Annotated in this window: 17 protein-coding genes, 4 tRNA genes and 2 pseudogenes; 16 read left to right on the forward strand and 7 right to left on the reverse strand. The window is 59.4% G+C overall.

The features are described 5' to 3' along the window. Window positions 1–6 precede the first annotated feature (6 nt). Window positions 7–1,170: pseudogene (locus AB4O35_RS16435) on the reverse strand (efflux RND transporter periplasmic adaptor subunit); the annotation flags it as partial. A 255-nt stretch (window positions 1,171–1,425) separates the two neighbouring features. On the opposite strand from AB4O35_RS16435, the gene AB4O35_RS16440 reads away from it, so the two are divergent. The 4 genes from AB4O35_RS16440 (at window position 1,426) to AB4O35_RS16455 (ending at window position 5,602) form a co-directional block, all read left to right on the forward strand. Then, window positions 1,426–1,908, forward strand: a complete 483-nt coding sequence (locus AB4O35_RS16440) for a sigma-70 family RNA polymerase sigma factor (RefSeq protein WP_065875993.1) — start codon at window positions 1,426–1,428, stop codon at window positions 1,906–1,908. Between the two features lie 120 nt (window positions 1,909–2,028). Then, window positions 2,029–3,366, forward strand: coding sequence for a lysine N(6)-hydroxylase/L-ornithine N(5)-oxygenase family protein (locus AB4O35_RS16445; RefSeq protein ID WP_065875994.1), 1,338 nt, complete (start codon window positions 2,029–2,031; stop codon window positions 3,364–3,366). Window positions 3,367–3,545: 179 nt separating this feature from the next. Next, window positions 3,546–4,766, forward strand: coding sequence for a putative DNA modification/repair radical SAM protein (locus tag AB4O35_RS16450; protein WP_065875995.1), 1,221 nt, complete (start codon window positions 3,546–3,548; stop codon window positions 4,764–4,766). Continuing rightward, the gene (locus AB4O35_RS16455) at window positions 4,763–5,602 is read left to right on the forward strand and encodes a TIGR03915 family putative DNA repair protein (protein ID WP_065910918.1); all 840 of its coding nucleotides are present in this window, start codon (window positions 4,763–4,765) and stop codon (window positions 5,600–5,602) included. Before AB4O35_RS16450 ends, AB4O35_RS16455 begins: the two co-directional genes overlap by 4 nt. Here AB4O35_RS16455 and AB4O35_RS16460 read toward each other — a convergent pair. The 3 genes and pseudogenes from AB4O35_RS16460 to AB4O35_RS16470 form a co-directional block, all read right to left on the reverse strand. Beyond that, window positions 5,571–6,983, reverse strand: a pseudogene (locus AB4O35_RS16460) (efflux transporter outer membrane subunit); the annotation flags it as partial. The gene AB4O35_RS16455 and the pseudogene AB4O35_RS16460 overlap by 32 nt on opposite strands. Further along, window positions 6,967–8,136: an efflux RND transporter periplasmic adaptor subunit gene (locus AB4O35_RS16465; RefSeq protein WP_065945922.1), complete on the reverse strand. Its 1,170-nt coding sequence runs from the start codon at window positions 8,134–8,136 to the stop codon at window positions 6,967–6,969. The pseudogene AB4O35_RS16460 and the gene AB4O35_RS16465, both read right to left, overlap by 17 nt. Beyond that, window positions 8,126–11,347 carry an efflux RND transporter permease subunit gene (locus AB4O35_RS16470; protein ID WP_065875998.1) on the reverse strand — a complete coding sequence of 1,074 codons (3,222 nt, stop codon included), beginning with the start codon at window positions 11,345–11,347 and terminating at the stop codon, window positions 8,126–8,128. The genes AB4O35_RS16465 and AB4O35_RS16470 overlap by 11 nt, the downstream gene beginning before the upstream one ends. 196 nt (window positions 11,348–11,543) lie before the next feature. Here AB4O35_RS16470 and AB4O35_RS16475 point away from each other — a divergent pair, with 196 nt between their 5' ends. Further along, entirely contained in the window at window positions 11,544–11,954 is a 411-nt protein-coding gene (locus AB4O35_RS16475; protein ID WP_049712574.1) for a PA0061/PA0062 family lipoprotein, read from the forward strand. Here the strand turns inward: AB4O35_RS16475 and AB4O35_RS16480 are convergent. After that, window positions 11,951–12,103 (reverse strand): hypothetical protein, encoded by a 153-nt coding sequence (locus AB4O35_RS16480; RefSeq protein ID WP_175403023.1) that lies wholly within the window; start codon window positions 12,101–12,103, stop codon window positions 11,951–11,953. The two genes, AB4O35_RS16475 and AB4O35_RS16480, sit on opposite strands and share 4 nt — an antisense overlap. 210 nt (window positions 12,104–12,313) lie before the next feature. On the opposite strand from AB4O35_RS16480, the gene AB4O35_RS16485 reads away from it, so the two are divergent. Beyond that, complete coding sequence (locus tag AB4O35_RS16485; RefSeq protein WP_065875999.1) at window positions 12,314–12,976, forward strand: C39 family peptidase; 663 nt, start codon at window positions 12,314–12,316, stop codon at window positions 12,974–12,976. Between the two features lie 123 nt (window positions 12,977–13,099). Here the strand turns inward: AB4O35_RS16485 and pbpG are convergent, their stop codons facing one another. Together pbpG and folD are read right to left on the reverse strand one after the other, a co-directional pair. After that, window positions 13,100–14,023, reverse strand: a complete 924-nt coding sequence (gene pbpG, locus AB4O35_RS16490) for a D-alanyl-D-alanine endopeptidase (protein ID WP_065876000.1) — start codon at window positions 14,021–14,023, stop codon at window positions 13,100–13,102. A 205-nt stretch (window positions 14,024–14,228) separates the two neighbouring features. Continuing rightward, window positions 14,229–15,083 carry a bifunctional methylenetetrahydrofolate dehydrogenase/methenyltetrahydrofolate cyclohydrolase FolD gene (gene folD / locus AB4O35_RS16495; protein WP_065890720.1) on the reverse strand — a complete coding sequence of 285 codons (855 nt, stop codon included), beginning with the start codon at window positions 15,081–15,083 and terminating at the stop codon, window positions 14,229–14,231. Between the two features lie 279 nt (window positions 15,084–15,362). On the opposite strand from folD, the gene AB4O35_RS16500 reads away from it, so the two are divergent. The 10 genes from AB4O35_RS16500 (at window position 15,363) to AB4O35_RS16545 (ending at window position 24,771) form a co-directional block, all read left to right on the forward strand. Continuing rightward, window positions 15,363–15,439, forward strand: a tRNA-Arg gene (locus tag AB4O35_RS16500). A gap of 32 nt (window positions 15,440–15,471) precedes the next feature. After that, window positions 15,472–15,547 (forward strand) — tRNA-His (locus AB4O35_RS16505). A gap of 57 nt (window positions 15,548–15,604) precedes the next feature. After that, window positions 15,605–15,689 (forward strand) — tRNA-Leu (locus AB4O35_RS16510). Between the two features lie 77 nt (window positions 15,690–15,766). Next, a tRNA-His gene (locus AB4O35_RS16515) sits at window positions 15,767–15,842 on the forward strand. 399 nt (window positions 15,843–16,241) lie between these two features. Further along, window positions 16,242–17,552, forward strand: coding sequence for a trigger factor (gene tig, locus AB4O35_RS16520; protein ID WP_065876002.1), 1,311 nt, complete (start codon window positions 16,242–16,244; stop codon window positions 17,550–17,552). 91 nt (window positions 17,553–17,643) lie between these two features. Further along, window positions 17,644–18,279: an ATP-dependent Clp endopeptidase proteolytic subunit ClpP gene (gene clpP, locus AB4O35_RS16525; protein WP_017848147.1), complete on the forward strand. Its 636-nt coding sequence runs from the start codon at window positions 17,644–17,646 to the stop codon at window positions 18,277–18,279. 112 nt (window positions 18,280–18,391) lie between these two features. Continuing rightward, a complete protein-coding gene (gene clpX / locus AB4O35_RS16530; protein WP_017136464.1) occupies window positions 18,392–19,675 on the forward strand; it encodes an ATP-dependent Clp protease ATP-binding subunit ClpX in 1,284 nt (427 codons plus the stop codon). A 173-nt stretch (window positions 19,676–19,848) separates the two neighbouring features. Then, the gene (lon, locus tag AB4O35_RS16535) at window positions 19,849–22,245 is read left to right on the forward strand and encodes an endopeptidase La (RefSeq protein WP_065890721.1); all 2,397 of its coding nucleotides are present in this window, start codon (window positions 19,849–19,851) and stop codon (window positions 22,243–22,245) included. Window positions 22,246–22,393: 148 nt separating this feature from the next. After that, complete coding sequence (locus AB4O35_RS16540) at window positions 22,394–22,666, forward strand: HU family DNA-binding protein (RefSeq protein WP_003174819.1); 273 nt, start codon at window positions 22,394–22,396, stop codon at window positions 22,664–22,666. A 230-nt stretch (window positions 22,667–22,896) separates the two neighbouring features. Beyond that, window positions 22,897–24,771 carry a SurA N-terminal domain-containing protein gene (locus AB4O35_RS16545; RefSeq protein WP_065945923.1) on the forward strand — a complete coding sequence of 625 codons (1,875 nt, stop codon included), beginning with the start codon at window positions 22,897–22,899 and terminating at the stop codon, window positions 24,769–24,771. Window positions 24,772–24,804 lie beyond the last annotated feature (33 nt).

The following is a 24,804-nucleotide window of genomic DNA, read 5'->3' on the forward strand; positions in this document are numbered from 1 at the left end:
CTCAACCCCGTTGCCGTCGGCCGGGCCGATCACCAATTGATCGCCCTCGTTCAGGCCGTCGAGCACCTGGACGCGCAGGCGGTCACTGATGCCCAGGTGCACGTGGCGTTCTTCGATACGGCCGCTTTTGGTCAGGACCCGGGCGATCTGGCGGTCGGCACTGGACGTGCCCCGCAGCGCGGCAACCGGTGCAGTGAGGGCGTCCTTGACCTGGCTGGCGACGAAAAACACCTGGGTGGTCATCTCCGCCATCAACGCGTTGTCGCTGTTGTCCACGTCCAGCAGCACGGTGTACAGCACCACACGGCCACTGCCGCTTTTGCTGGAACTGTTGGGGCTACCGCTGCCTTGGGTTTCATTCAAGGGCTTGGGCGGGATCGGCAGGATCTGCCGCACGGTGCTGGTCCAGCGCCGGTTGCCGCCGCTCAGGGTGGTGAAATAGGCGGTCATGCCCGGTTTGACGTGGCCGATATCGGCTTCCGAGACTTCCGCCCAGACGGTCATCGGTGACAGTTTGGCGATGCGCAGGATCAGCGGTGTCTGCTGCTGGGCGTTCAGGGTCTGGCCGACGCGCGCGTCCACCGCCACTACGGTGCCGGTCATCGGGGCATAGATGCGCGTGTAGCCCAGCTCCGCTTCATCGCTGCGCAGGCTGGCCTGGGCTTGCCGGATCTGCGCCTGGAACATGCTGACCCGGGCCGCTGTGGCGCTCAATTCAGCTTTGGCGGTTTGTACATCTTCTTCGCGGGTCGCATTACCGGCGGCCAGGCGCTGCTGGCGCTGGTACTTCTGGCGTGCCAACTCATGCTGGGCGTTTTGCTCCTGCAACTGAGCCTTGAGGTTTTCGATGGCGTAGCGGCTGGCGTCGAGTTTGGCTTTTTGCGTGGAAGGGTCGATCTCCACCAGCAACTGACCTTCCTGGACCTGATCGCCGGCCTCGACGTGGATCTTGCGGATCTGCCCGGACGCCTGTGCGCCTACATCGACATAACGCCTGGGTTGCAGGGTGCCCAGGGCCGTCACGCTGTTTTCGATATTGCCGCGGGTGACGCTCACAGTGGTGAGGGTGTCGGGCCCCGGCGGCAGCACTTGCCAGGCCGCGATGGCGATGACGGGGATCAGGCACGCGATAACAAGCAAGGCGCGTCGGGCAGGTCGAGGGCGTTTCATGCTTTGGTTCCAGCCAGGAAAGTTCGGACCGCAGTTGCGGGGAGCTGACAAGTAGACGAGGGAATTGCGCGGGGATTTAGGCTGTTACATAAGCAGTTACAGCTCCCTTGAAGAAAAATAATCGTCCGTTGATGCAAGTGTGCTTTAAAAGTAGATGAGAATTACTATAAATTGCACGCACTCAAACTGCCATCACCTAAACGCTGTCTTTTTTGCACCCAAGGGCCTAATGCCGCCACCCGGCGGTCGGGAGTCATGTTGGAAAACTACTATCGCGAGCTGGTGTGTTTCCTCAACGCCAAGCTGGGCAACCGTCAGGTGGCCGAGGATGTGGTGCATGATGCTTATGTCCGGGTGCTGGAACGTTCCAGCGACACGCCCATCGAACAACCCCGCGCCTTTTTGTACCGCACTGCGCTCAACCTGGTGATCGACGGTCATCGCCGCAACGCCTTGCGCCAGGTTGAACCCCTGGATGTGCTGGATGCCGAAGAGCGCTTCGCCAGTTGCTCGCCCCACACCCACCACGACCACGGCCAGCGCCTGGAATTGCTCGAACGTGCCCTGGCCGAGCTGCCGCCTGCCTGCCGCGACAGCTTTCTGCTGCGCAAGCTCGACGGCCTGACCCACCTGCAAATCGCCGAGCGCCTGTGCATTTCCCGCGCCCTGGTGGAAAAACACATCGTCAACGCCATGAAGCACTGCCGGGGGCGGATGCGAGAGTGGGAAGCGCACTGATCACCTGTTAGTTAAATTTTATTTCACTGTCCTCGTTTCCTATCAACAGATGACCTGTTGTGCAGGTCTTGAAAGGTATTCCCGCCCCACCGCCAAGGGGCTTATCCAGAGGACACTGGAATGACACAGGCTATTGCTTCGCCCGCGGTTCACGACCTGATCGGTATCGGTTTCGGCCCTTCGAACCTGGCGCTGGCCATCGCCCTGCAGGAGCGCGAAAAGGCCCAGGGAAAACTGGACGTGCTGTTTCTCGACAAACAGGCCGACTACCGCTGGCACGGCAATACCCTGGTGACCCAGAGCGAACTGCAGATCTCGTTCCTCAAGGACCTGGTGACTCTGCGTAACCCCACCAGCCCGTATTCCTTCGTCAATTACCTGAAAGCCCACGACCGCCTGGTGGACTTCATCAACTTGGGCACCTTTTACCCGTGCCGCATGGAGTACAACGACTACCTGCGCTGGGTCGCCGGGCAGTTCCAGGCCCAGGCGCGCTACGGCGAGGAAGTGCTGGCCATCGAGCCGATCCTGCATCAGCAGCAGGTTGAAGCGCTGCGCGTGATTTCCCGCGATGCCCTGGGCGAGCAGCATGTACGCACCACCCGTTCGGTGGTGGTCAGCGCTGGCGGCACACCACGTATTCCGGAGGCGTTCAAGGCGCTCAAAGGGGACAGCCGGGTGTTCCACCATTCTCAATACCTGGAGCGCATGGCCACGCAACCGTGTGTCGAGGGCAAGGCCATGCGCATCGCCATCATCGGCGGCGGCCAGAGTGCAGCCGAAGCGTTTATCGACCTGAACGACAGCTTCCCGTCGGTGCAGGTCGACATGATCCTGCGCGGATCGGCGCTTAAGCCCGCCGATGACAGCCCGTTCGTCAACGAAGTGTTCTCGCCGGCCTTTACCGACCTGGTGTTCCAGCAGGAAGGCGCCGAGCGTGAGCGCCTGGTCGCCGAGTACCAGAACACCAATTATTCGGTGGTAGACCTGGACCTGATCGAGCGTATCTACGGCATCTTTTATCGCCAGAAAGTCTCCGGCATCGCCCGCCAGGCGTTCCGCACCATGACGGTGGTCGAGAAAGCCACCCCTGGTCCGTTGGGCATCGAGCTGGTGCTGCGCAATAACGCCAGCGGCGAAACCAGCGTCAATCATTACGATGCGGTGATCCTCGCCACCGGCTACGAGCGCCAGACTCACCGCGCCTTGCTGGCGCCGCTGGAAGGCTACCTGGGCGACTTTGACGTGGCGCGCGACTACCGCATCGTCACCGACGAGCGTTGCAACGCCGGGATCTACATCCAAGGTTTCAGCCAGGCCAGCCATGGATTGAGCGACACCTTGCTGTCGGTGCTGCCGATTCGGGCGGATGAGATCGCGGCGTCGTTGTATGCGCTGGACCGTGGGCGCGGCAAGGGGCGGTCGGTGCAGGATTTGCTACTCGCTACCGCCAGCTGATCATTGTGGCGAGGGAGCTTGCTCCCGTTCGACAGCGCAGCTGGAGCCGGCTTTTTGGGACCGCTGCGCAGCCCAGCGGGAGCAAGCTCCTTCGCCACAAAATCTCTGTCCTACAGACGGCACTGGCGTGATGGTTGAGCTACTGGTACTGTACAAAAAACCAGTACCGGTAGCCCTCCATGCAGTTGATCGAAAAACTCAGCATCCTCGCCGACGCCGCCAAGTACGATGCGTCGTGCGCCAGCAGCGGCGCGCCCAAGCGTAGCTCCGAGGGCAAGGCGGGGCTGGGTTCTACCGATGGCATGGGCATCTGCCACAGCTATACGCCCGATGGGCGATGCGTGTCATTGCTCAAGGTGTTGCTCACCAACTTCTGTCTCTACGACTGCCAATACTGTGTCAACCGCCGCTCCAGCGACGTGCCCCGCGCGCGTTTCAGCCCGGAGGAGGTGGTCACACTGACCCTGGACTTCTACCGGCGCAATTGCGTCAGCGGGCTGTTTCTCAGCTCCGGCATCATCCGTTCGTCTGACTACACCATGGAGCAGTTGGTGCGGGTCGCCAAGCTTCTACGCGAAGAGCACGACTTTCGCGGCTATATCCACCTCAAGACCATTCCCGACGCGGACCCGGCGCTGATCGCCGAAGCCGGGCGTTATGCCGACCGCCTGAGCGTGAATATCGAACTGCCTACCGAGACCAGCTTGCAGACCCTGGCGCCGGAAAAACAGATCGTCTCGATCAAGCAGGCCATGCAGACCATCTACACCGGCGAGCAGACCGTGCTCAACGAGCCGCGCGCGCCGCGATTCGCCCCGGCAGGGCAGAGTACGCAAATGATCGTCGGCGCCGACGACACCGATGACAGCACCATCCTCCACGGTGCCGAGGCGCTTTACGGCAATTTCAAGCTGCGGCGTGTGTATTACTCGGCGTTCAGCCCCATCCCCAACAGCCCGAAGAGCGTGCCCCTGGCTGCACCACCGCTGATGCGCGAGCATCGCTTGTACCAGGCCGATTTCCTGCTGCGCAGCTACGGGTTCAGCGCCAACGAACTGTTCGCAGGCCCCGGCCACCTGGCCCTGGATATCGACCCCAAGCTGGCCTGGGCCCTGGAACACCGCGAGGTATTCCCCCTGGACCTGAACCGCGCCGAGCCGACCTTGATTGCGCGCATTCCGGGCATTGGCCTGCGCACCACCCAGCGCCTGGTGGACCTGCGGCGTGAACGCAAGATCCGCTTCGAAGACCTGGCGCGCATGCGCTGCGTACTGGCCAAGGCCAAGCCGTTTTTCATCACCAGTGACTATCACCCGCAACAGGCCGAAAGCACCAGCGTGCTGCTACGTGAACAATTGCGCGACCGCCCCGCACCCCAGCAAATGGGGCTGTGGGGATGATCAGCCTGGAATGCGACAACCTGTTCAGCACTTGGCGCGACCAGGCGCGATGGCTGCTCAGCCATCAGGTCGATCCCAGCCAGGTGAGCTGGGGCGAGGCCGAGGTAGCCGATCTGTTTGCCACCGACCAGTCCATTCCCGAAGGCCTCGGGCCGTTCCAGACGCGCGTGCCCAAGGCGTTGTTGGATCTGCTGGAGTCGGCCGCCTGCTACCACGGCGACCAGCGCTGGAGCCTGCTGTATGAAGTGTTGTGGCGTGTGAGCCATGGCGATCGTACTGCGATGCTGGCGGGGGACAAGCTGGGCAGCGAGTTGCAGCGGCGGATCAAACAGGTCAGCCGCGAGGCGCACCACCTGCATGCGTTTGTGCGGTTTATCGCATTACCCGCCGGGGCGGGGGCGGAGCTGCCGGAATATGTGGCCTGGCACGAGCCTGCACACGACATTCTGAAATCCGCCAGCCAGCATTTCGTCGGGCGCATGGGCCGTCATCGTTGGATGATCGCCACGCCGCTGGACGGGGTGTACTACGACGGAGAGCAGCTTATTCATCAGCGCGAGTGCCCCGAGGCGTGGCGGCAGCTGGCGCAGAATGTGGAGGATCCGCACAGTGCGATGTGGCTGACCTATTACAGCCACATCTTCAACCCGGCGCGGTTGAACCCCAAGGTGATGGAAGGGCACTTGCCGAGCCGGTTCTGGAAGAACTTGCCCGAGGGCAAGTTGATCCCAGGGTTGATCACTGAGGCGCGGACGGGGAAGCAGAAGGATGGGCAGGCGAAGTTGATTGGGGCAAAAGCCGGTCGCCAGATTGCCAGCCCCCACCGAGCGCGGTGACCAATCCCACGCTTGCCTGTAACTGACGGGTCTGCACCGCCTGCAATGTTCGTTGTGCCTGCAAGGCTGCCGTTTGTGCGGTCACTACATCCAGGTAACTCACGGCCCCGGCTTGGTAGCTGTTCATCGCCAGCGATTGCGTATGTTGCGCGGCATCCGCCGCCGCCTGTTCGTCCTGGGCTTCCTGTTGCAAGTCCCGAAGCTGCGCCAGGTTATCTTCGACCTCGCGCACCGCTTTCAGTACGCGGCTCCGGTATTGCGCCGAGGCTTCTTCAAACTCCGCTTTGGCTTGATGTTCATTGGCGCTCAAGCGGCCGCCATCAAAGATCGGCAAGTTGACCAGCGGCCCCAGCGCCCAATACCGATTGCCCGCCGAAAGCAGATTGCCGACGCCTTGCGTCTGCCCGCCAACCAACCCGGTCAAGCTGAAATCCGGATACCACGCGGCCTTGGCCACCCCGATATTCGCATTGGCCGCAAACACCCGCCGTTCCGCCGCCGCAATATCCGGGCGGCGCTGCAGCAACTGGCTGGGTAACTGCGTAGGAATTCCCGGTAACGCGATCAACTGTTGGCTCGGCGGCAACGTAAAATCACTGGCTGCGACACCCACCAGTTCACCAATGGCATGCTCAGTAAGGTTGCGCTGGCCGCGCACCTCATCCAATTGCGCCTTGGCTTCTGCCAACTGATTCTGCGCGCGGGTCAGGTCCAGCTCAGAAGCAATCTGGCCTTCATACCGGCTGCGGGTCAATTGCAGCGCTTGGCTGAAATCGTCCAGCGAACGGTTGAGAATTCGCGCCTGCGCATCCAGCCCATTGAGCTGCACATACAACGTCGCCAACTGGTGCTGCAGGCTCAAGCGTGCCACCGCCAAGTCATCGCCGGACGCTTGCGCCTGAGCATCACCCGCCGCCACCTGGTTGCGGATTTTGCCCCACAGGTCCAGGTCGTAGCTCAATAAAAAGCCTGCGGTGTTGCTGTTATACACGGACGGCTGAGTCGTCCCCCGCAACGGTCGCGAGTCCGATTGCCGTTGCCGCAACGGCTGCGCGCTGGCAGTGATTTGCGGGAACAACCCGGCATGCAGTTGGCTGGCGTACGCCTGGGACGCATCGAAGTGCGCCAGCGCTGCATCCAGGTCCGGATTGGCCTTGAGCAGTTGCTGTTGCAGGTCATTCAGGTGTGGGTCGTTGTAGAGTTTCCACCATTCGGGCGCCAGTTGGTCGCAGGGTTGAGCGCTGTGCCACGGGCCGTCACGGGTCTGTTCGCGGTAGCCCGTCGGGAGGTTTACCGAAGGCACGGTGTAGGTCGGCGCCATTGAGCAACCTTGCAACGCCAGCAGTATCAGGGCTGCGACAGGTTTAAGCCTTGGGCACATGTGCACCTCCCGAGGCGTTGGCCAGTTGCACCGGGTCGCCTTCACGCAGGGCGTCAGGTGGGTTGTCGACGACACGGTCGGCGCGTTTCAGGCCCTGGTCGATCACCAAGCGTTCGCCCAAATCCAATCCGATGTGGATGTTCTGCAGGTGCACGTGATTCTGCGCGTCCAGCACCGCCACTTGCGTGCCTTGGGCGCGGAAGATCAACGCGCTGGCCGGGATGCTCACGCCATGGGTGTCCACCGGAATCGGCAGGGTGGCTTCGGCGTAATCACCGGGCAGCAATTCGCCGTTGGGGTTGTCTGCCACGAACTGCGCGAGCAGGGTGCCTGAGCGGCGGTCGATGGCGGTGGAGTCGCCGATCAGGCGGGCCTTGAAGTGTTCGCCAGGATGCTCGGGCACTGTCAGTTCGGCTTCAAGGCCGGGATGGATGACGGCCGCGTAGTTCTGTGGCACCGGCACATACAGGCGCAACTGGTGGGTGTCAGCAATGTTGAACAACTCGGGATCACTGTCGGTATCGGCTTTGATCAACTGGCCGATATCGGTGTTGCGCGCGGTGATGGTGCCGGCGAATGGCGCACGAAGGGTCTTGTAGCTTTCCAGCGCGGTGAGCCTCGCGTAGTCGGCAGCGGCGGCTTCGGCGTTGGCCTTGGCCGCGGCGGCATTGGAGGTTTTTTCATCGGCCTCCTGGCGTGATACCGAGTGGCTGGCGAGCAGGTTTTGCCAGCGGGTGGCGGTGGTTTCGGCCAGGCGTGCGTTGGCTTGTTCCTGCACTAGGCGTGCGTGGGTTTGGGCCAGTTGCTGGTCCAGGTCCGGGCTGTCGATCTCGGCGAGGACCTGCCCGGCCTTGACTTGAGTGCCGATGTCGGCTTTCCAGTCTTTCAGGTAGCCGCTGACCCGGGCGTGAATCGGCGCCTTGCTCCAGGCTTCCAAATGCGCGGGCAAACGCAGGGTATCGCCGGCGGCGTTCTGTTGCGGTTGGACCACCCTCACTTGAGCGATGGCGGCAGTCTCGGTCCAGGCGGCAACCGATTGTTCGTGCAGCGTACGGGCGTGCAGGCCGTTGGCGACCAACAGGGCGGCCAGGGTCAGGCCGCCGACACCCATGAGCATCAGACGCTTGCGCGAGGGTTTTTGATCAGACGACATGTGGGGGAACTCCTGCAACTGCGCGAGTAGAGTGACGACCGTGGACCAGGCTGAAGACCACGGGAACAAACAACAGGGTGGCGACGGTGGCGAAGATCAAGCCACCGATCACCGCACGGCCGAGCGGTGCGTTCTGCTCCTCGGAGATCGCCAGTGGCAGCATGCCGATGATCATCGCCAGGGCGGTCATGCACACTGGGCGAAAGCGCGTGTAGCCCGCTTCCAGCGCGGCCTTCAGCGCATCACCATGTTCGGCCAGGCGTTCGCGGCAGAAGCTCACGACCAGGATCGAGTTGGCGGTGGCGACGCCCATGCACAGGATTGCGCCGGTCAACGCGGGCACCGACAGCGAGGTGCCGCTGAGGAACAGCATCCACACGATCCCCGCCAGGGCCGCCGGCAAGGCGGTGATGATCACGAACGGGTCGGCCCACGACTGGAAGTTGACCACGATCAGCAGGTAGATCAGCACCACCGCACCGAGCAGGCCGACGCTCAAACCGCTGAACGCTTCATGCAACGCATCGATCTGCCCGTGCAGGCTGATCACCGCGCCTTTGGGGCGCATCGACGCGGTGTCATCCAGCACTTTTTGCACATCACGGGCTACGCCGCCGAGGTCGCGGCCTTGGACATTGGCGTACAAGTCCAGGGTCGGTTCGATGTTGTAGTGAGTCACCACCGCCGGGCTCTGCACACGGGAGATGGTTGCCACGCCGCCGAGGATTTGCGACTGGCCGCCAGCACCCGTTACCGGCAGCGCTTCCAGTGACGGCAGGCTGTCGAGGCGGTATTGCGGGGTCGCGGCAACGATGGAATAGGACACGCCGTTGGCCGGGTTGAGCCAGAAGGTCGGCGCCACCTGGGAGCTGCCGGCGAGGGAGGCGACCATGCTGTTGGTCACGTCACGCTCCGTGATGCCCAGGCCGTTGGCGCGCATCCGGTCGACATTCACCTGCAAGGACGGGTAGCCGGTGGACTGTTGGATACGCAGGTCGGCGATGCCCGGGACGTGCTGCAGGCGGCGCTCCAGTTCTACCGCATAGGCGCGGTTTTCTTCGTCGCTGCGCCCGGAGATCTTCACGTCCAGCGGGGCAGGCGCGCCAAAGTTGAGGATCTGGCTGCTGATATCCGCCGGCAGGAACGCAAAGTGGCTGCCGGGAAAACTTTGCGGCAAGGCTTCACGCAGTTTCTTCACATAGTCCGCGGTGGGGGCGTGGTCTTTTTTCAAGGTGACCTGGATGTCGCCATCCTGCGGGCCGATGGTGCCGCTGCTGCTGTAGGCCATGTCGATGCCGCTCAGCGGGATGCCGATGTTATCGACAATGGTGTCGAGTTCTTCGGCGGGAATCACTTCACGAATCCGCGCTTCGATGCGGTCGAAAGCGGCGGCGCTTTCTTCGATGCGCGTGCCCAGTGGTAAACGTACGTGAAGGGCGAGGGCACCGGCGTCGGTGGCTGGGAAGAAGTCCTGGCCCAGGCTAGGCAACAGCAGGAATGACGCGAGTACGCAGGCCAGGAAACCGACGATAAAGCGTTTGCGATTGCCCAGCGCCAAGGTCAGCAGGCCGTAATAGGTATCGCGGATATTCGAGAAATGGCGCTCGAACCCCTGTTGGAAATTCAGCATCGATTGCAGCAGGGCGTTGCGCTGTTTCGTGTGCTGCTCACCTTCGTGATGATTGATGAATTCATCTTCCGGGTGATGCCCCGCGCCTGGCTCCGGCATGTGCGGCTTGAGCAGGAACATCGCCAGTGTCGGTACCAACGTACGCGAGAGGATGAACGAACTGGCCATGGCAAAGATGACCGCCAGGGCCATCGGGCGGAACAGGTAGCCGGCGATGCCTTGCAGCAAGAACATCGGCACAAACACGATGCAGATGCACAGCAGCGAGACGAACGCCGGGCCGACGATCTGCGCGGCGCCGTCGAGGATCGCGGTTTTTACCGCCTTGCCTTGTTCCAGGTGCCAGTTGATGTTTTCGATGGTGACCGTGGCGTCGTCCACCAGGATGCCCACGGCCAACGCCAGCCCGCCGAGGGTCATCACGTTGAGGGTTTGCCCGGACACCGCCAGCAGCGCGATGGCCGAGAGTACCGCCAGGGGAATCGACGCCGCGATGATCAGCGTCGAACGCCAGCTGCCAAGGAACAGCAGGATCATCGCGCTCGTCAGCAGCGCGGCAATGATGCCTTCCTGGGCCACGCTGCCCACCGACTGTTTGACGAACACCGAGGCGTCGCCCAGCAGCGAAGTCTTCAGCGACGGCGGCAGCGTTTCGTTGATGCGCGGCAGCATCTGCCGGATGCCGTCGATGATCGACAGGGTAGAGATGCTGCCGTTTTTCAATGCCGGCATCAGCACCGCACGGTGGCCGTCGACGCGTACGATGTTGGTCTGCGGCGGCGAGCCGTCACGTACGTGGGCCACCTGGCCGATGGTGATCAGCGCACCGTCGACGGTTTTGATTGGCAAATCGTTGAGTTCATCAATTGCCTTGGGGCTGTTGTTGAGCAGGATCGTGTATTCGTTGGGACCGAGTTTGGCGGTGCCCACTGGGATGATCTGGTTTTGCAACGCGAGTGCATTGCCCACGTCCTGGGCCGACAGCCCTTTGGCGGCCAGCGCCTGCGGGTCGAGGTCGAGGGTGATCTGGCGTTGTTTACCTCCCATAGGTGTGGGCATCGCCAGGCCGGGCAGGGCGCTTAAAGGCAGGCGGATGTTGTTTTGCACCAGGTCGCGAATCTTCGCCTCCGAGAGGCTCGGGCTGGAGAATGCCATCTGCAGGATCGGCACCGTGGAGGCACTGTAGTTGAGGATCAGCGGCGGCGTGATGCCCGGTGGCATCTGCTTGAGTACGGTTTGAGAAACTGCTGTCACCTGAGCGTTGGCGGTGCGGATATCCACGCCGGGCTGGAAGAAGATCTTGACGATGCCCATGCCGGGCAGCGATTGCGATTCGATGTGTTCGATGTCGTTGACGGTGGTACTCAGGGAGCGTTCGTAGGTGTAAATCACCCGGCCGGCCATGGCGTCCGGCGACAGGCCGTTGTACTGCCACACCACCGCTACCACAGGGATGCCGATATCCGGGAAAACGTCAGTGGGGGTACGCAGGGCCGCCATTGGCCCGATGATGCAGATGAATATGGCCAACACGATAAACGTGTACGGCTTTTGCAGTGCGGTCTTTACCAGCCCGAGCATGCGTGAACCTCCAAAGGAGCAGGATTGCAAACCCCGGCAGTCTTGCCCGACCCACCTAACACGCACCTTTCAGCCAGGTGAAGGAACATTTAGGTAAGGGCTGAAGATCGTTTCATATGTATTCATTTGTTCTAAACAGGCGCGCTCACCAAGCTTGTAACCCATCGGACATATCGTCTTTCTTTGGAGCCCTGCCATGTCACTCAAACCCCTGTTGTTGATTCCCGCCCTCGGTGCTGTGCTGCTGTTATCGGCCTGCGCCGGTCCCATTCCAAAAGCCGACCCGAGCGAAGCCTGGATCGGCTTGAAGGAAGAAGCGCCGAACGACCTGATGGCTGAGCGAGTGGATGGAAAACGCGTGGATGACGGGCGTTTTTTTGAAGTGACGCCGGGAGATCATCGCCTGGATGTGACGTTATTCGAGGAAGAACCAGGCGACGACAACCAGCAGGACTGCCAGGGTCGGGTCGAGTACAAGGACTTCAAGGCGGGTGAGCACTACACCTTGGTGGAATCCAGCCTGGGCACGACCGTGCGCGCATCCCTGGAGGATGGCCACGGCAAGGAAGTCGCGGCGACTCAGGATTTCAATTGCATGCCTGGCTAGGCGTGATGCACCGCTGCCTTATGAGGCTTGGCGGGTTTGGCGTGGGGGTGATGGTGCCGGCGGGTAATGCGCAACACCCCCCACAACATGGCGCCGGCTACCGCCAGCCAGCCGCAGATCAACAGGAAAATCGTTGTTGCAAGGCTCATTCGGGCCTCCTTTCGCCCCGTTCGGGGCACACACAGTCTTCTCAAGGGACAGTCTAGCTAGCTGGCGGTTGCCTGCTATTGACCAATGGTCGTGTCTGACCAACTTCTTTGCTCTATCCACTCCCTTTACTAAGCCTGCGGGCTATACCCGCGTGGCAGAGCGTCCTATGATCAGGGCCCTCACCGGCAGTTGATCAAGAGAGTAGAAAATTGCGGTTACGGTCGAACCTTAAAACATCCGTGTTGCTCGCCTGTGCCCTGGGGCTTGCGGCCTGTTCTGCAACCCCATCGAGGCTGGCGGGCCTGCCGGAGCGCGTCGAGCTCAATGGCGTGCCGACTTTTCGGAGCGAGGCTTATCAGAGCGGTCCTACGGCTTTAGCCAGCATGCTGTCGCAACAAGGCATTGTCATGACACCGGGCCTGCTGGATAAGCCGCTGCGTTTACCGGGCGCCGAGGCAGACCTTGAACGCAACATGCAGGTGCTGGCGCGTGAATACGGGCTCATGGTGTATCCGCTGGATGCAGAGCTGACGGCGGTGCTGGCGCAGGTGGCGGCGGGTTACCCGGTGATGGCGCGAATTGGCGGCGGGGTGTGGTCTGACGCGCATTATGTGGTCGTGGTCGGGTTCAATCAGCAGAAAAGCACCGTGCTGCTGCGCTCCGGGATGGACCGGCGCCTGTTGATGAGCTTCAGCGACTTTGAATCGAAGTGGAAGAATGCGGGGAGTTGGGCAGTCCTCACCCAGCGTCCAAGCCAGTTGCCGGCCAATGTGGATGCGCAACGCTGGCGGGAGTCGGCTAATGCAACGGCCCAGGCGGGGCAGGAACGGGCGGCGGCGCAGGCCCTTAAAGTGTTGGCGGAACGCAAGTAAGGAATACACCGAAGATCCAGTGTGGGAGCGGGCTTGCTCGCGAAAGCGGAGTGTCAGTCAATGCATTTGGCGACTGATTCACCGTATTCGCGAGCAAGCCCGCTCCCACATTAGAACTGTTGTTTAGCGACGCACTTCCGCAGCGTTAGGACGGTTCTTCAGGTTCTTGTCCGCCTTGTAGCGCAATGCCACATCCGGCACCGAGCCGCTCTTACCGGTTTCAACCCAATTACGAATCCGGCTGGCATCGGCAAAGTGCGTGAATTTGCCGAAGGCATCCAGGATCACCAACGACACCGGGCGGTTACCCATGCTGGTCACCAGCACCAGGCAGTGGCCGGCCTGGTTGGTGAAGCCGGTCTTGGTCAGCTTGATGTCCCAGTTGGCGCGGTTGATCAGGTGATCGGTGTTGGAGAAACCCAGGGTATAGTTGGGTTTGCGGAACGAAACGGTCTTTTCCTTGGTGGTACTCAGTTGGCTGAGCAGCGGGTAGTGGCGCGCGGCGGCCAGCAATTTGCTCAGGTCACGGGCGGTGGACACGTTATGAATCGACAGGCCAGTAGGCTCGACGTAGTGGGTGCTGGTCATGCCCAGCGCTTTGGCCTTGGCGTTCATCGCCGCGATAAACGCTGGATAGCCGCCTGGGTAGTGGTGGGCCAGGCTGGCGGCGGCGCGGTTTTCTGACGACATCAGGGCGATCAGCAACATCTCTTTGCGCGGCATTTCGCTGCCGATTTTCACGCGGGAGAACACACCTTTCATTTCCGGTGTGTCCTTGATATTGATATCGATGTACTCATCCATGTTCTGCTTGGCTTCGAGCACGATCAGGCCGGTCATCAGCTTGCTCACCGAGGCAATGGGCACCACCACGTCGGGGTTGCTGGAATAGATGACCTTATTGGTCTGCAGGTCCACCAGCATGGCGCTGCCTGAAGCGATCTGCAGCTTGGAGGTATCACGCGGAGCCTGGGTGGTTTCGGCTGCTTGCGCGAAGGTGCCTGTGAAAGCAAAAAATAGGCTGACAATAGAGAGACGAATTTTCACGCGGATGAACTCGCTAAAAAGTAAGGAAATGCCGTTGGGGAACGGGTTTTTGATAAATGCCGTTACATTTTAGGAGTATGGATCAGAAACTGTCGAATGTTCTTCTAAAGCCAGATGAAAGTTCCTAAAAACTAAGAAAAAAGAGTTTTTTGCGGGCAATAAAAAGCCCTGCGATAAGACAGGGCTTTTTCAGTACACCTGGTTATTAATCGTGCAGGGTTTCTGCGGCGTACAAGGTGTTTTCCAATAGGCAGGCACGCGTCATCGGGCCAACTCCACCCGGTACTGGAGTAATCCAGCCGGCGCGGGGCAGGGCGGTTTCGTACACCACGTCCCCCACCAGTTTGCCGTCTTCCTGGCGGTTGATGCCCACGTCGATGACGATGGCGCCTTGCTTGATCCACTCACCCTTGACCAGGCCCGGCTTACCGGCGGCGACAACGACCAGATCGGCGCGGCCAACGTGGCCGGCGAGGTCTTTGGTGAAGCGGTGGGTGACGGTCACGGTGCAGCCGGCCAGCAGCAGTTCCATGGCCATCGGGCGGCCGACGATGTTGGACGCGCCGACAACCACGGCATCAAGGCCATACAGGTCGACACCGGTGCTTTCCAGCAGGGTCATGATGCCTTTCGGCGTGCACGGGCGCAGCAGCGGGATACGCTGGGCCAGGCGGCCGACGTTATAAGGGTGGAAGCCGTCGACGTCCTTGTCCGGGCGGATGCGCTCCAGCAATTTGGACGCGTCCAAGTGCTCGGGCAAAGGCAGTTGGAGCAGGATGCCATCGATCTTCGGGTCGTCGTTGAGACCGTCGATCAGGTCGGTAAGCGCCTGCTGGGTGGTCTCGGAAGGTAAGTCGTAGGCCTTGGAAATAAAGCCGACCTCTTCACAGTCTTTACGCTTGTGCGAGACATAAACCTGGGACGCAGGATCGCTGCCGACCAGGATCACCGCGAGGCCAGGCGTGCGCAGGCCTTGCTGGCCACGCTCGGAGACGCGTTTGGCGATCTGCTGGCGCAGGCTGGCGGCGATTGATTTGCCGTCGATAAGTTGTGCAGTCATTACGCGTGATTAACCATCGAGAGGGGGAAGAAAAGTGCGCGCATTCTCGCATGCCATGACGTGAGGGCAAAGGCGCTTGGTCTGCAAATTGCCCTAACCCCTTAAATAAAATCAGTTTTTTTCAAAAAAGATTTGACGGGTTTCCAGGCCCTCTATACTATTCGTCGCACTTGTCGGGCACAGCCTAGCACTGGTTAAGAAGGTCGAGCAGAATAGAGTGTTGTTCTGCAAGGCTGGAAGCACTTAGTTTGTAATCCTCCAAGAGTACAGATTAATCAGGCGCCCGTAGCTCAGCTGGATAGAGCATCCGCCTTCTAAGCGGATGGTCGCAGGTTCGAGTCCTGCCGGGTGCGCCATTAGGCAGCTTTGGCACAAGTAGCGCTAGTTGGTGGGCGTAGCTCAGTTGGTAGAGCACGGGATTGTGACTCCCGTTGTCGAGGGTTCGATCCCCTTCGTCCACCCCATATTTTGAAAAGGCGCCAGATTAATCGTCTGGCGCCTTTGCTTTAAGAGCTACAAGCGCGGATGTGGTGGAATTGGTAGACACACTGGATTTAGGTTCCAGCGCCGCGAGGCGTAAGAGTTCGAGTCTCTTCATCCGCACCAAACAAGGCTTGGCCATGTCGAAAGGCAGGGCAGGGCTAAACAAAGAAGTGGTTTGGTTTCTTTGTTAACGCAATATGGTGGGCGTAGCTCAGTTGGTAGAGCACGGGATTGTGACTCCCGTTGTCGAGGGTTCGATCCCCTTCGTCCACCCCATATTCGAAAGGCGCCAGATTTAACAGTCTGGCGCCTTTTTTGGTTTCAGCGGTACGAATATTCGGCGGCTGCAGGTAGTGGGTCGCAACGGCAGGGCGTTTCGTCGTATTTATGTATCTCGATGATGCCGCACTGCCTGCTGGCCCTGTTTGAGGGGTTGGCCGCCAAGGGGGTGCAGACGACTTCTTCTATATATAGAAGAGGCGGCGCGGAGCCCTGGCGTACTTGGCTGTATTTGTCACCGGGGCGAGGTGCGTCAGTGCCTTCGTACCGATAAATTGCCGGCTGTTTTCGGGCGTATTTTCAGTAGGGTGACTTCTTGAGTTTGACCCACTAGAATGCATGCCCTTGATTGGGGTCGGAAATGGCCGGCTAACGTCTGTGCAACGAGGAATATCCATGCAAGTTTCTGTTGAAAATACTACTGCTCTCGAGCGCCGCCTGAGCATCACCGTTCCGGCAGAGCGTATTGAGACTGCGGTCAACAAGCGTCTGCAGCAGACTGCCCAAAAGGCCAAGATCGCTGGTTTCCGTCCAGGCAAAGTGCCAATGAGCGAAATCAAGCGCCGTTTTGGTGCTGATGCGCGCCAGGAAGCTGTTGGTGACGTAATCCAGGCTTCTTTCTACGAAGCAGTGGTTGAGCAAAAGCTGAACCCAGCAGGTTCGCCGTCGATCGAGCCTAAGTCCCTCGAAGCGGGCAAGGACCTGGAATACGTTGCCGTATTCGAAGTGTTCCCAGAATTCGAAGTGGCCGGTTTCGACGGTATTGCTATCGAGCGCCTGAGCGCCGAAGTGGCTGATTCGGACCTGGACAACATGCTGGAAATCCTGCGCAAGCAGAACACCCGTTTTGAAGTAGCCGAGCGTGCTGCCCAGAACGAAGACCAGTTGAACATCGATTTCGTTGGCAAGGTTGACGGCGAAGTCTTCGCTGGCGGCTCCGCCAAGGGTACTCAGCTGGTGCTGGGTTCCAACCGCATGATCCCTGGCTTTGAAGACGGCCTGGTTGGCGCCAAAGCCGGCGAAGAGCGTGTTCTGAACCTGGAATTCCCTGCTGACTACCAGAACCTGGACCTGGCTGGCAAAGCCGCCGAGTTCACCGTGACCGTCAACAGCGTTTCCGAGCCTAAGCTGCCTGAGCTGAACGAAGAGTTCTTCGCTCAATTCGGTATCAAGGAAACCGGCATCGAAGGCTTCCGCACCGAAGTTCGCAAGAACATGGAGCGCGAGCTGCGTCAGGCCATCAAATCCAAGGTCAAGAACCAGGTCATGGACGGTCTGCTGGCTGCCAACCCGATCGAAGTGCCTAAGGCACTGCTGTCCAACGAAGTGGATCGCCTGCGCGTACAAGCTGTTCAGCAATTTGGTGGCAACATCAAGCCTGATCAACTGCCGGCCGAGCTGTTCGAAGAGCAAGCCAAGCGCCGCGTCGTCCTGGGTCTGATCGTGGCAGAAGTGGTCAAGCAGTTCGACCTCAAGCCTGACGAAGACCGCGTTCGCGAAATGATCCAGGAAATGGCTTCGGCCTACCAGGAGCCTGAGCAGGTTGTGGCTTGGTACTACAAGAACGACCAGCAACTGAACGAAGTACGTTCGGTTGTGCTGGAAGAACAAGTTGTGGATACTGTTCTGCAGAAGGCTAAGGTGACCGATAAAGCGGTCTCTTACGAAGAAGCAGTCAAACCGGCGGAAGCACCACAAGCCGACTGATTGTCCAACTCGTTGGAAATTCAACCATAAGCCAGCCTCGCGCTGGCTTATGCGTTTTCAAGACATGACTATTTGGGAGTAACTGCAGAGCATGTTCCGTAATTCCTATATTCAGCAGAACTCTGATATCCAGGCCGCTGGCGGCCTGGTCCCGATGGTTGTCGAGCAGTCCGCTCGTGGCGAACGCGCCTACGACATCTACTCGCGCCTGCTCAAGGAGCGAGTGATTTTTCTGGTGGGCCCGGTAGAGGACTACATGGCCAACCTGATCTGTGCGCAGCTGCTGTTCCTTGAAGCGGAAAACCCGGACAAGGACATCCATCTCTACATCAACTCACCGGGCGGTTCGGTGACTGCGGGCATGTCGATCTACGACACCATGCAATTCATCAAGCCGAACGTATCCACCACTTGCATTGGCCAGGCTTGCAGCATGGGCGCGTTCCTGCTGACTGCGGGTGCCGAAGGCAAGCGTTATTGCCTGCCTAACTCGCGCGTGATGATTCACCAGCCACTGGGCGGTTTCCAGGGCCAGGCGTCGGACATCGAAATCCACGCCAAGGAAATCCTGTTCATTCGCGAGCGTCTCAATACGTTGATGGCCAAGCACAGCGGGCACACCCTGGAAGAAATCGAGCGCGATACCAACCGCGACAACTTCATGAGTGCCGAGGCCGCGCGTGACTACGGGCTGATCGACGCCGTGATCGACAAGCGCCCCGCTTAATATAAGCCGCTCAAAATAGGGCCGGTCGGCATGTCCGACCACTGGCGGGCTTGAAAAAGCCCGCATAAGCCTTCATCTTGTGTTGCAAGCCTATCGGATTTGGATCGAACGAATGACTGACACCCGCAACGGCGAGGACAACGGCAAGCTGCTCTATTGCTCCTTCTGTGGCAAAAGCCAGCATGAAGTACGCAAATTGATTGCCGGCCCCTCGGTCTTTATCTGCGACGAGTGCGTCGACCTGTGCAATGACATCATCCGTGAGGAGGTGCAGGAAGCCCAGGCCGAAAGCAGCGCGCATAAATTGCCTTCGCCTAAAGAAATCAGCGGCATCCTTGATCAATACGTGATTGGTCAAGAGCGTGCAAAGAAGGTTTTGGCCGTAGCGGTATACAACCACTACAAGCGCTTGAACCAGCGTGACAAGAAAGGCGACGAAGTCGAACTCGGCAAGAGCAACATCTTGCTGATCGGTCCTACAGGCTCGGGTAAAACCCTGCTTGCAGAAACCCTCGCTCGTCTGCTCAACGTTCCGTTCACTATCGCCGACGCCACCACCCTCACCGAGGCTGGATACGTGGGTGAAGACGTCGAGAACATCATTCAGAAGCTGCTGCAGAAGTGCGACTACGACGTAGAGAAAGCCCAGATGGGTATTGTCTACATCGACGAAATCGATAAGATTTCGCGCAAGTCTGACAACCCGTCGATCACTCGGGATGTTTCCGGTGAAGGCGTGCAGCAAGCCCTGTTGAAACTGATCGAAGGCACGGTTGCTTCCGTACCGCCACAAGGCGGCCGCAAGCACCCGCAGCAGGAATTCCTTCAGGTTGATACGCGCAACATCCTGTTCATCTGTGGCGGTGCGTTCTCCGGGCTGGAAAAAGTTATCCAGCAACGTTCCACCCGGGGCGGCATTGGTTTCGGTGCAGAAGTGCGCAGCAAGGAAGAAGGCAAGAAGGTGGGCGAGTCCCTGCGTGAAGTCGAGCCTGACGATCTGGTCAAGTTCGGTCTGATCCCGGAATTCGTTGGCCGTCTGCCCGTCCTGGCCACGTTGGACGAATTGGATGAGGCTGCTCTGATTCAGATCCTCACCGAGCCGAAAAACGCCCTGACCAAGCAATACGCCAAGCTGTTCGAGATGGAAGGTGTAGACCTCGAGTTCCGTACCGACGCACTCAAATCAGTGGCCAAGCGGGCACTGGAGCGCAAGACCGGTGCACGTGGCCTGCGTTCGATTCTGGAAGGCGTGTTGCTCGACACCATGTACGAAATCCCCTCGCAGTCCGAGGTGAGTAAAGTGGTGATCGACGAAAGCGTTATAGAAGGCAAGTCCAAGCCACTGTATATCTACGAAAACAGTGAGCCGGCTGCCAAGGCTGCGCCCGACGCGTAAGCGTTTCGCAGTTTCGGTATAAACAAGGGGCCTCCAGGGGCCCCTTTGTTTTTACAGCGTTTTTACTCCAAAGCGTTTACTGCGTTTAACTGCTGGCAATAAGCTTGTTTTTTTTGCATGCAGCCCCCATCTTGGTTTCAAGTTTATTTTTCAACTGTCATAGAGGCGAAATCATGAAGACAACCATTGAATTGCCTCTCCTGCCGTTGCGTGATGTCGTCGTCTATCCGCACATGGTTATCCCGCTGTTCGTGGGGCGCGAGAAGTCTATCGAAGCCCTCGAGGCCGCGATGACGGGCGACAAGCAGATCCTGCTGTTGGCCCAGAGAAATCCTGCTGATGATGATCCAGGCGAAGATGCCCTGTATCGCGTGGGCACCATTGCTACCGTGCTGCAATTGCTCAAGCTGCCTGATGGCACTGTCAAGGTGCTGGTGGAAGGTGAGCAACGGGGTGCGGTCGAACGCTTCATGGAGGTGGACGGCCACCTGCGCGCCGAAGTCGCGCTGATCGACGAAGTCGAAGCCCCTGAGCGTGAGTCGGAAGTTTTTGTACGCAGCCTGCTCTCGCAATTCGAGCAGTATGTGCAGTTGGGCAAGAAAGTCCCGGCTGAAGTCCTGTCTTCCCTCAACAGCATTGATGAGCCAAGCCGCCTGGTCGACACCATGGCCGCGCACATGGCGCTGAAAATCGAGCAGAAGCAAGACATCCTCGAAATCATCGACCTGTCGGCCCGTGTTGAGCATGTGCTAGCGCTGCTGGATGGCGAAATCGACCTGTTGCAGGTTGAGAAACGCATCCGTGGCCGTGTGAAGAAACAAATGGAGCGCAGCCAGCGCGAGTACTACCTGAATGAGCAGATGAAGGCCATCCAGAAAGAACTCGGCGACAGCGAGGAAGGCCACAACGAAATCGAAGAGCTGAAAAAGCGCATCGATGCCGCCGGCCTGCCGAAAGACGCCCTGACCAAGGCCAACGCCGAGCTGAACAAGCTCAAGCAAATGTCGCCGATGTCGGCTGAAGCCACCGTGGTGCGCTCCTACATCGACTGGCTGGTGCAGGTGCCGTGGAAGGCCCAGACCAAAGTACGCCTGGACCTGGCTCGCGCTGAGGATATCCTAGACGCCGATCACTACGGCCTCGAAGAAGTCAAAGAACGCATCCTCGAATACCTCGCCGTGCAAAAGCGCGTGAAGAAAATTCGTGGGCCGGTGTTGTGCCTGGTGGGGCCGCCTGGCGTGGGTAAAACCTCCCTGGCTGAGTCGATTGCCAATGCCACCAACCGTAAATTCGTGCGCATGGCCCTCGGCGGTGTGCGCGATGAAGCGGAAATTCGTGGTCATCGCCGGACTTACATCGGTTCGATGCCAGGAAGATTGATTCAAAAGATGACGAAAGTGGGTGTGCGCAACCCGCTGTTCCTGCTCGATGAAATCGACAAAATGGGCAGCGACATGCGTGGCGATCCGGCATCGGCCCTGCTCGAAGTGCTCGACCCGGAACAGAACCACAATTTCAACGACCATTACCTGGAAGTCGATTACGACCTGTCCGACGTAATGTTCCTGTGCACCTCCAACTCCATGAACATCCCGCCAGCGTTGCTGGACCGGATGGAAGTGATTCGTCTGCCGGGCTACACCGAAGACGAGAAGATCAACATCGCGGTCAAATACCTCGCGCCCAAGCAGATTTCGGCCAACGGCCTGAAGAAGGGCGAGATCGAGTTCGAGCTCGAAACGATCCGCGACATCGTGCGTTATTACACCCGCGAGGCCGGTGTACGGGGCCTGGAGCGCCAGATCGCGAAAATCTGCCGCAAAGCGGTCAAGGAACATGCGCTGGAAAAACGCTTCTCGGTGAAGGTCACCGCCGACTCCCTGGAGCATTTCCTGGGCGTGCGTAAATTCAGTTACGGCCTGGCCGAGCAACAGGATCAGGTAGGGCAGGTCACTGGCCTGGCGTGGACCCAAGTGGGCGGCGAGTTGCTGACCATCGAAGCTGCGGTGATCCCGGGCAAAGGCCAACTGATCAAGACCGGTTCCCTGGGTGACGTGATGGTCGAGTCCATCACTGCCGCGCAGACCGTGGTGCGCAGCCGCGCCAAGAGCCTGGGGATCCCCCTGGACTTCCATGAGAAGCACGACACGCACATCCACATGCCGGAAGGGGCGACCCCGAAGGACGGCCCTAGCGCAGGCGTAGGGATGTGCACGGCCCTGGTGTCGGCATTGACTGGCATTCCGGTGCGTGCCGATGTCGCTATGACCGGGGAAATTACCCTGCGTGGTCAAGTACTGGCTATCGGTGGTCTGAAGGAGAAATTGCTCGCCGCACACCGGGGTGGCATCAAGACCGTGATCATTCCTGAAGAGAATGTTCGCGACTTGAAAGAAATTCCTGACAATATCAAGCAGGATCTTCAGATTAAACCGGTTAAATGGATTGACGAGGTCCTGCAAATTGCGCTGCAATACGCGCCGGAGCCCTTGCCGGATGTGGCTCCGGAGATTGTCGCGAAGGATGAAAAACGCGAGTCAGATTCCAAGGAAAGAATTAGCACGCATTAATGCGATTAAGCCGGGTGGCTTCCTTGACAGCTTTTTAGAGCCCTTGTTATAAAGCGGCTCTTAAGTGTCTGTAGGCCATTCAGCACTGGCTTTTGTTTTTACCAAAAAACTTAGAATCATACTCAATAGAAATATAAGGGGACTTAGAGTGAACAAGTCGGAACTGATTGATGCTATCGCTGCATCCGCTGATATCCCGAAAGCTGCTGCTGGCCGTGCGCTGGATGCAGTAATCGAATCCGTCACTGGCGCTCTGAAGGCCGGCGACTCCGTGGTCCTGGTAGGCTTCGGTACTTTCTCTGTGACTGACCGCCCAGCTCGCACTGGCCGTAACCCACAGACTGGCAAAGCACTGCAAATCGCTGCTGCCAAGAAACCAGGTTTCAAAGCCGGTAAAGCCCTGAAAGAAGCCGTTAACTAAGCTTCGCTCAAGCCTTACCTACCCGGGTCGGACGCAGGTCTGGCCTGGCAGCGGAGCGGCAGCTGACCTACGTATCCATTGGGTCGCTACGCCGGGGGTGTGGGTTCAAACCCCCGTCCGCTCCGCCAGTTACGAGAAGGCGCATCCTCGGATGCGCCTTTCTTCTATCCGGACTCTACCCACGCTCCACGGTTGCCTATTTTTGAAGTTCAACCGTTTCTGGGGGACGCATGCTGCAAAATATCAGGGACAATTCACAAGGCTGGATTGCCAAGACCATTATCGGGATCATCGTCGCATTGATGGCGTTCACCGGTATCGAAGCCATTTTCCAGGCTTCGGGTAACAGTAAACAGGACGTGGCCAAGGTCAACGGTGAAGAGATCACCCAGACCGAGCTGAGCCAAGCCGTCGACATGCAACGTCGCCAGCTGATGCAACAGCTGGGCAAGGATTTCGATGCTTCGCTGCTGGACGAAAAACTGCTGCGCGAGGCGGCCCTCAAGGGGCTGATCGATCGCAAGCTGCTGCTGCAAGGTGCGGCCGATTCCAAGTTTGGCTTCTCTGAAGCTGCGCTGGACCAGGTGATCCTGCAGACGCCGGAGTTCCAGGTGGACGGCAAGTTCAGCGCCGAACGCTTTGACCAGGTGATTCGTCAACTGGGCTACAGCCGTATGCAATTCCGTCAGATGCTGACCCAGGAAATGCTCATCGGTCAGGTTCGCGCAGGTATCGCCGGCAGTGGTTTCGTCACCGACGCCGAAGTGCTGGCATTCGCCCGTCTGGAAAAACAGACCCGCGACTTCGCCACCGTCAACATCAAGGCCAACCCTGCCGCGGTGAAACTCACCGACGACGAGGTCAAGGCTTACTACGATCAGCACGCCAAAGAGTTCATGACCCCTGATCAAGTGGTTATCGACTACCTGGAACTGAAGAAGTCGTCCTTCTTCGACCAGGTCAGCGTCAAGGACGATGAGCTGCAGGCTGCCTATCAGAAAGAAACCGCCAACCTCGCTGAACAGCGTCGTGCGGCGCACATCCTGATTGAAGTCAACGACAAGGTCACCGACGCGCAAGCCAAGGCCAAGATCGAAGAAATCCAGGCCCGCCTGGCCAAGGGTGAGAAGTTCGAAGCCCTGGCCAAGGAGTTCTCCCAGGATCCAGGTTCGGCCAACAGTGGCGGCGATCTGGGCTTTGCCGGCCCAGGCGTGTACGACCCGGAGTTTGAAACCGCGTTGTACGCGTTGAACAAGGACCAGGTCTCGGCGCCAGTGCGCAGCACCTTCGGTTGGCACTTGATCAAGCTGTTGGGCGTTGAGGCACCGCAAGTGCCAACGTTTGCCAGCCTGAAAGACAAGTTGACCAAAGAGCTCAAGGCGCAGCAAGTCGAGCAGCGTTTTGTCGAAGCGACCAAGCAATTGGAAGATGCGGCATTTGAAGCGTCCGACCTGGCCCAGCCGGCATCCGACCTGAAGCTGACCGTGCATACCTCCGCGCCGTTTGGCCGTGAAGGTGGCGAAGGTGTTGCAGCCAACCGTGCCGTGGTCACTGCTGCGTTCAGCCCGGAAGTACTGGATGAGGGTGCCAACAGCACCGCCATCGAGCTGGACCCGGAAACCATCATCGTGCTGCGTGCCAAGGAGCATCTGAAGCCTGCGCAACTGCCGCTGGAAAGCGTCAATGCCGCGATTCGTACGCAGATGGCCAAGGAACGCGCCAGCGCGGCTGCCAAGACCCACGCTGACGAGTTGATCGCCAGCCTGCGTGATGGCAAGACACCGCTGAACCAGCCGGTCGACGGCCAGGCCTGGAAGGTCACTGAAGCGGCTACCCGTAGCCAGGAAGCGATCGACCCTGCGGTGTTGCAAGCCCTGTTCCGCATGCCCAAGCCTGCGGCCAAGGACAAGCCGACCTTCGCCACCGTGACCCTGGCTGACGGCAGCCTGGTGATCGTGCGCTTGAACGGCGTCAACGAAGCCGCTGCACCAACGGATGAAGAAAAGGCGCAATACCGCCGCTTCCTCGCTTCCCGTGTCGGGCAGCAGGACTTCGCGGCGTACCGCAAGCAGTTGGAAACCAAGGCTGACATCAAGAAGTACTGATGTCGGTTTGAACAAGAAGCCCCCGGCCTGAAA

It is taken from the genome of Pseudomonas sp. H1_A03 (assembly GCF_054685145.1).

What these genes read in the sequence shown, in the direction of transcription:
- AB4O35_RS16440 (WP_065875993.1), top strand. Translation starts at nt 1,426, where the DNA reads ATGTTGGAAAACTACTATCGCGAGCTGGTGTGTTTCCTCAACGCCAAG.
- AB4O35_RS16445 (WP_065875994.1), top strand. Translation starts at nt 2,029, where the DNA reads ATGACACAGGCTATTGCTTCGCCCGCGGTTCACGACCTGATCGGTATC.
- AB4O35_RS16450 (WP_065875995.1), top strand. Translation starts at nt 3,546, where the DNA reads ATGCAGTTGATCGAAAAACTCAGCATCCTCGCCGACGCCGCCAAGTAC.
- AB4O35_RS16455 (WP_065910918.1), top strand. Translation starts at nt 4,763, where the DNA reads ATGATCAGCCTGGAATGCGACAACCTGTTCAGCACTTGGCGCGACCAG.
- AB4O35_RS16465 (WP_065945922.1), bottom strand. Translation starts at nt 8,136, where the DNA reads ATGTCGTCTGATCAAAAACCCTCGCGCAAGCGTCTGATGCTCATGGGT.
- AB4O35_RS16470 (WP_065875998.1), bottom strand. Translation starts at nt 11,347, where the DNA reads ATGCTCGGGCTGGTAAAGACCGCACTGCAAAAGCCGTACACGTTTATC.
- AB4O35_RS16475 (WP_049712574.1), top strand. Translation starts at nt 11,544, where the DNA reads ATGTCACTCAAACCCCTGTTGTTGATTCCCGCCCTCGGTGCTGTGCTG.
- AB4O35_RS16480 (WP_175403023.1), bottom strand. Translation starts at nt 12,103, where the DNA reads ATGAGCCTTGCAACAACGATTTTCCTGTTGATCTGCGGCTGGCTGGCG.
- folD (WP_065890720.1), bottom strand. Translation starts at nt 15,083, where the DNA reads ATGACTGCACAACTTATCGACGGCAAATCAATCGCCGCCAGCCTGCGC.
- tig (WP_065876002.1), top strand. Translation starts at nt 16,242, where the DNA reads ATGCAAGTTTCTGTTGAAAATACTACTGCTCTCGAGCGCCGCCTGAGC.
- clpP (WP_017848147.1), top strand. Translation starts at nt 17,644, where the DNA reads ATGTTCCGTAATTCCTATATTCAGCAGAACTCTGATATCCAGGCCGCT.
- clpX (WP_017136464.1), top strand. Translation starts at nt 18,392, where the DNA reads ATGACTGACACCCGCAACGGCGAGGACAACGGCAAGCTGCTCTATTGC.
- lon (WP_065890721.1), top strand. Translation starts at nt 19,849, where the DNA reads ATGAAGACAACCATTGAATTGCCTCTCCTGCCGTTGCGTGATGTCGTC.
- AB4O35_RS16545 (WP_065945923.1), top strand. Translation starts at nt 22,897, where the DNA reads ATGCTGCAAAATATCAGGGACAATTCACAAGGCTGGATTGCCAAGACC.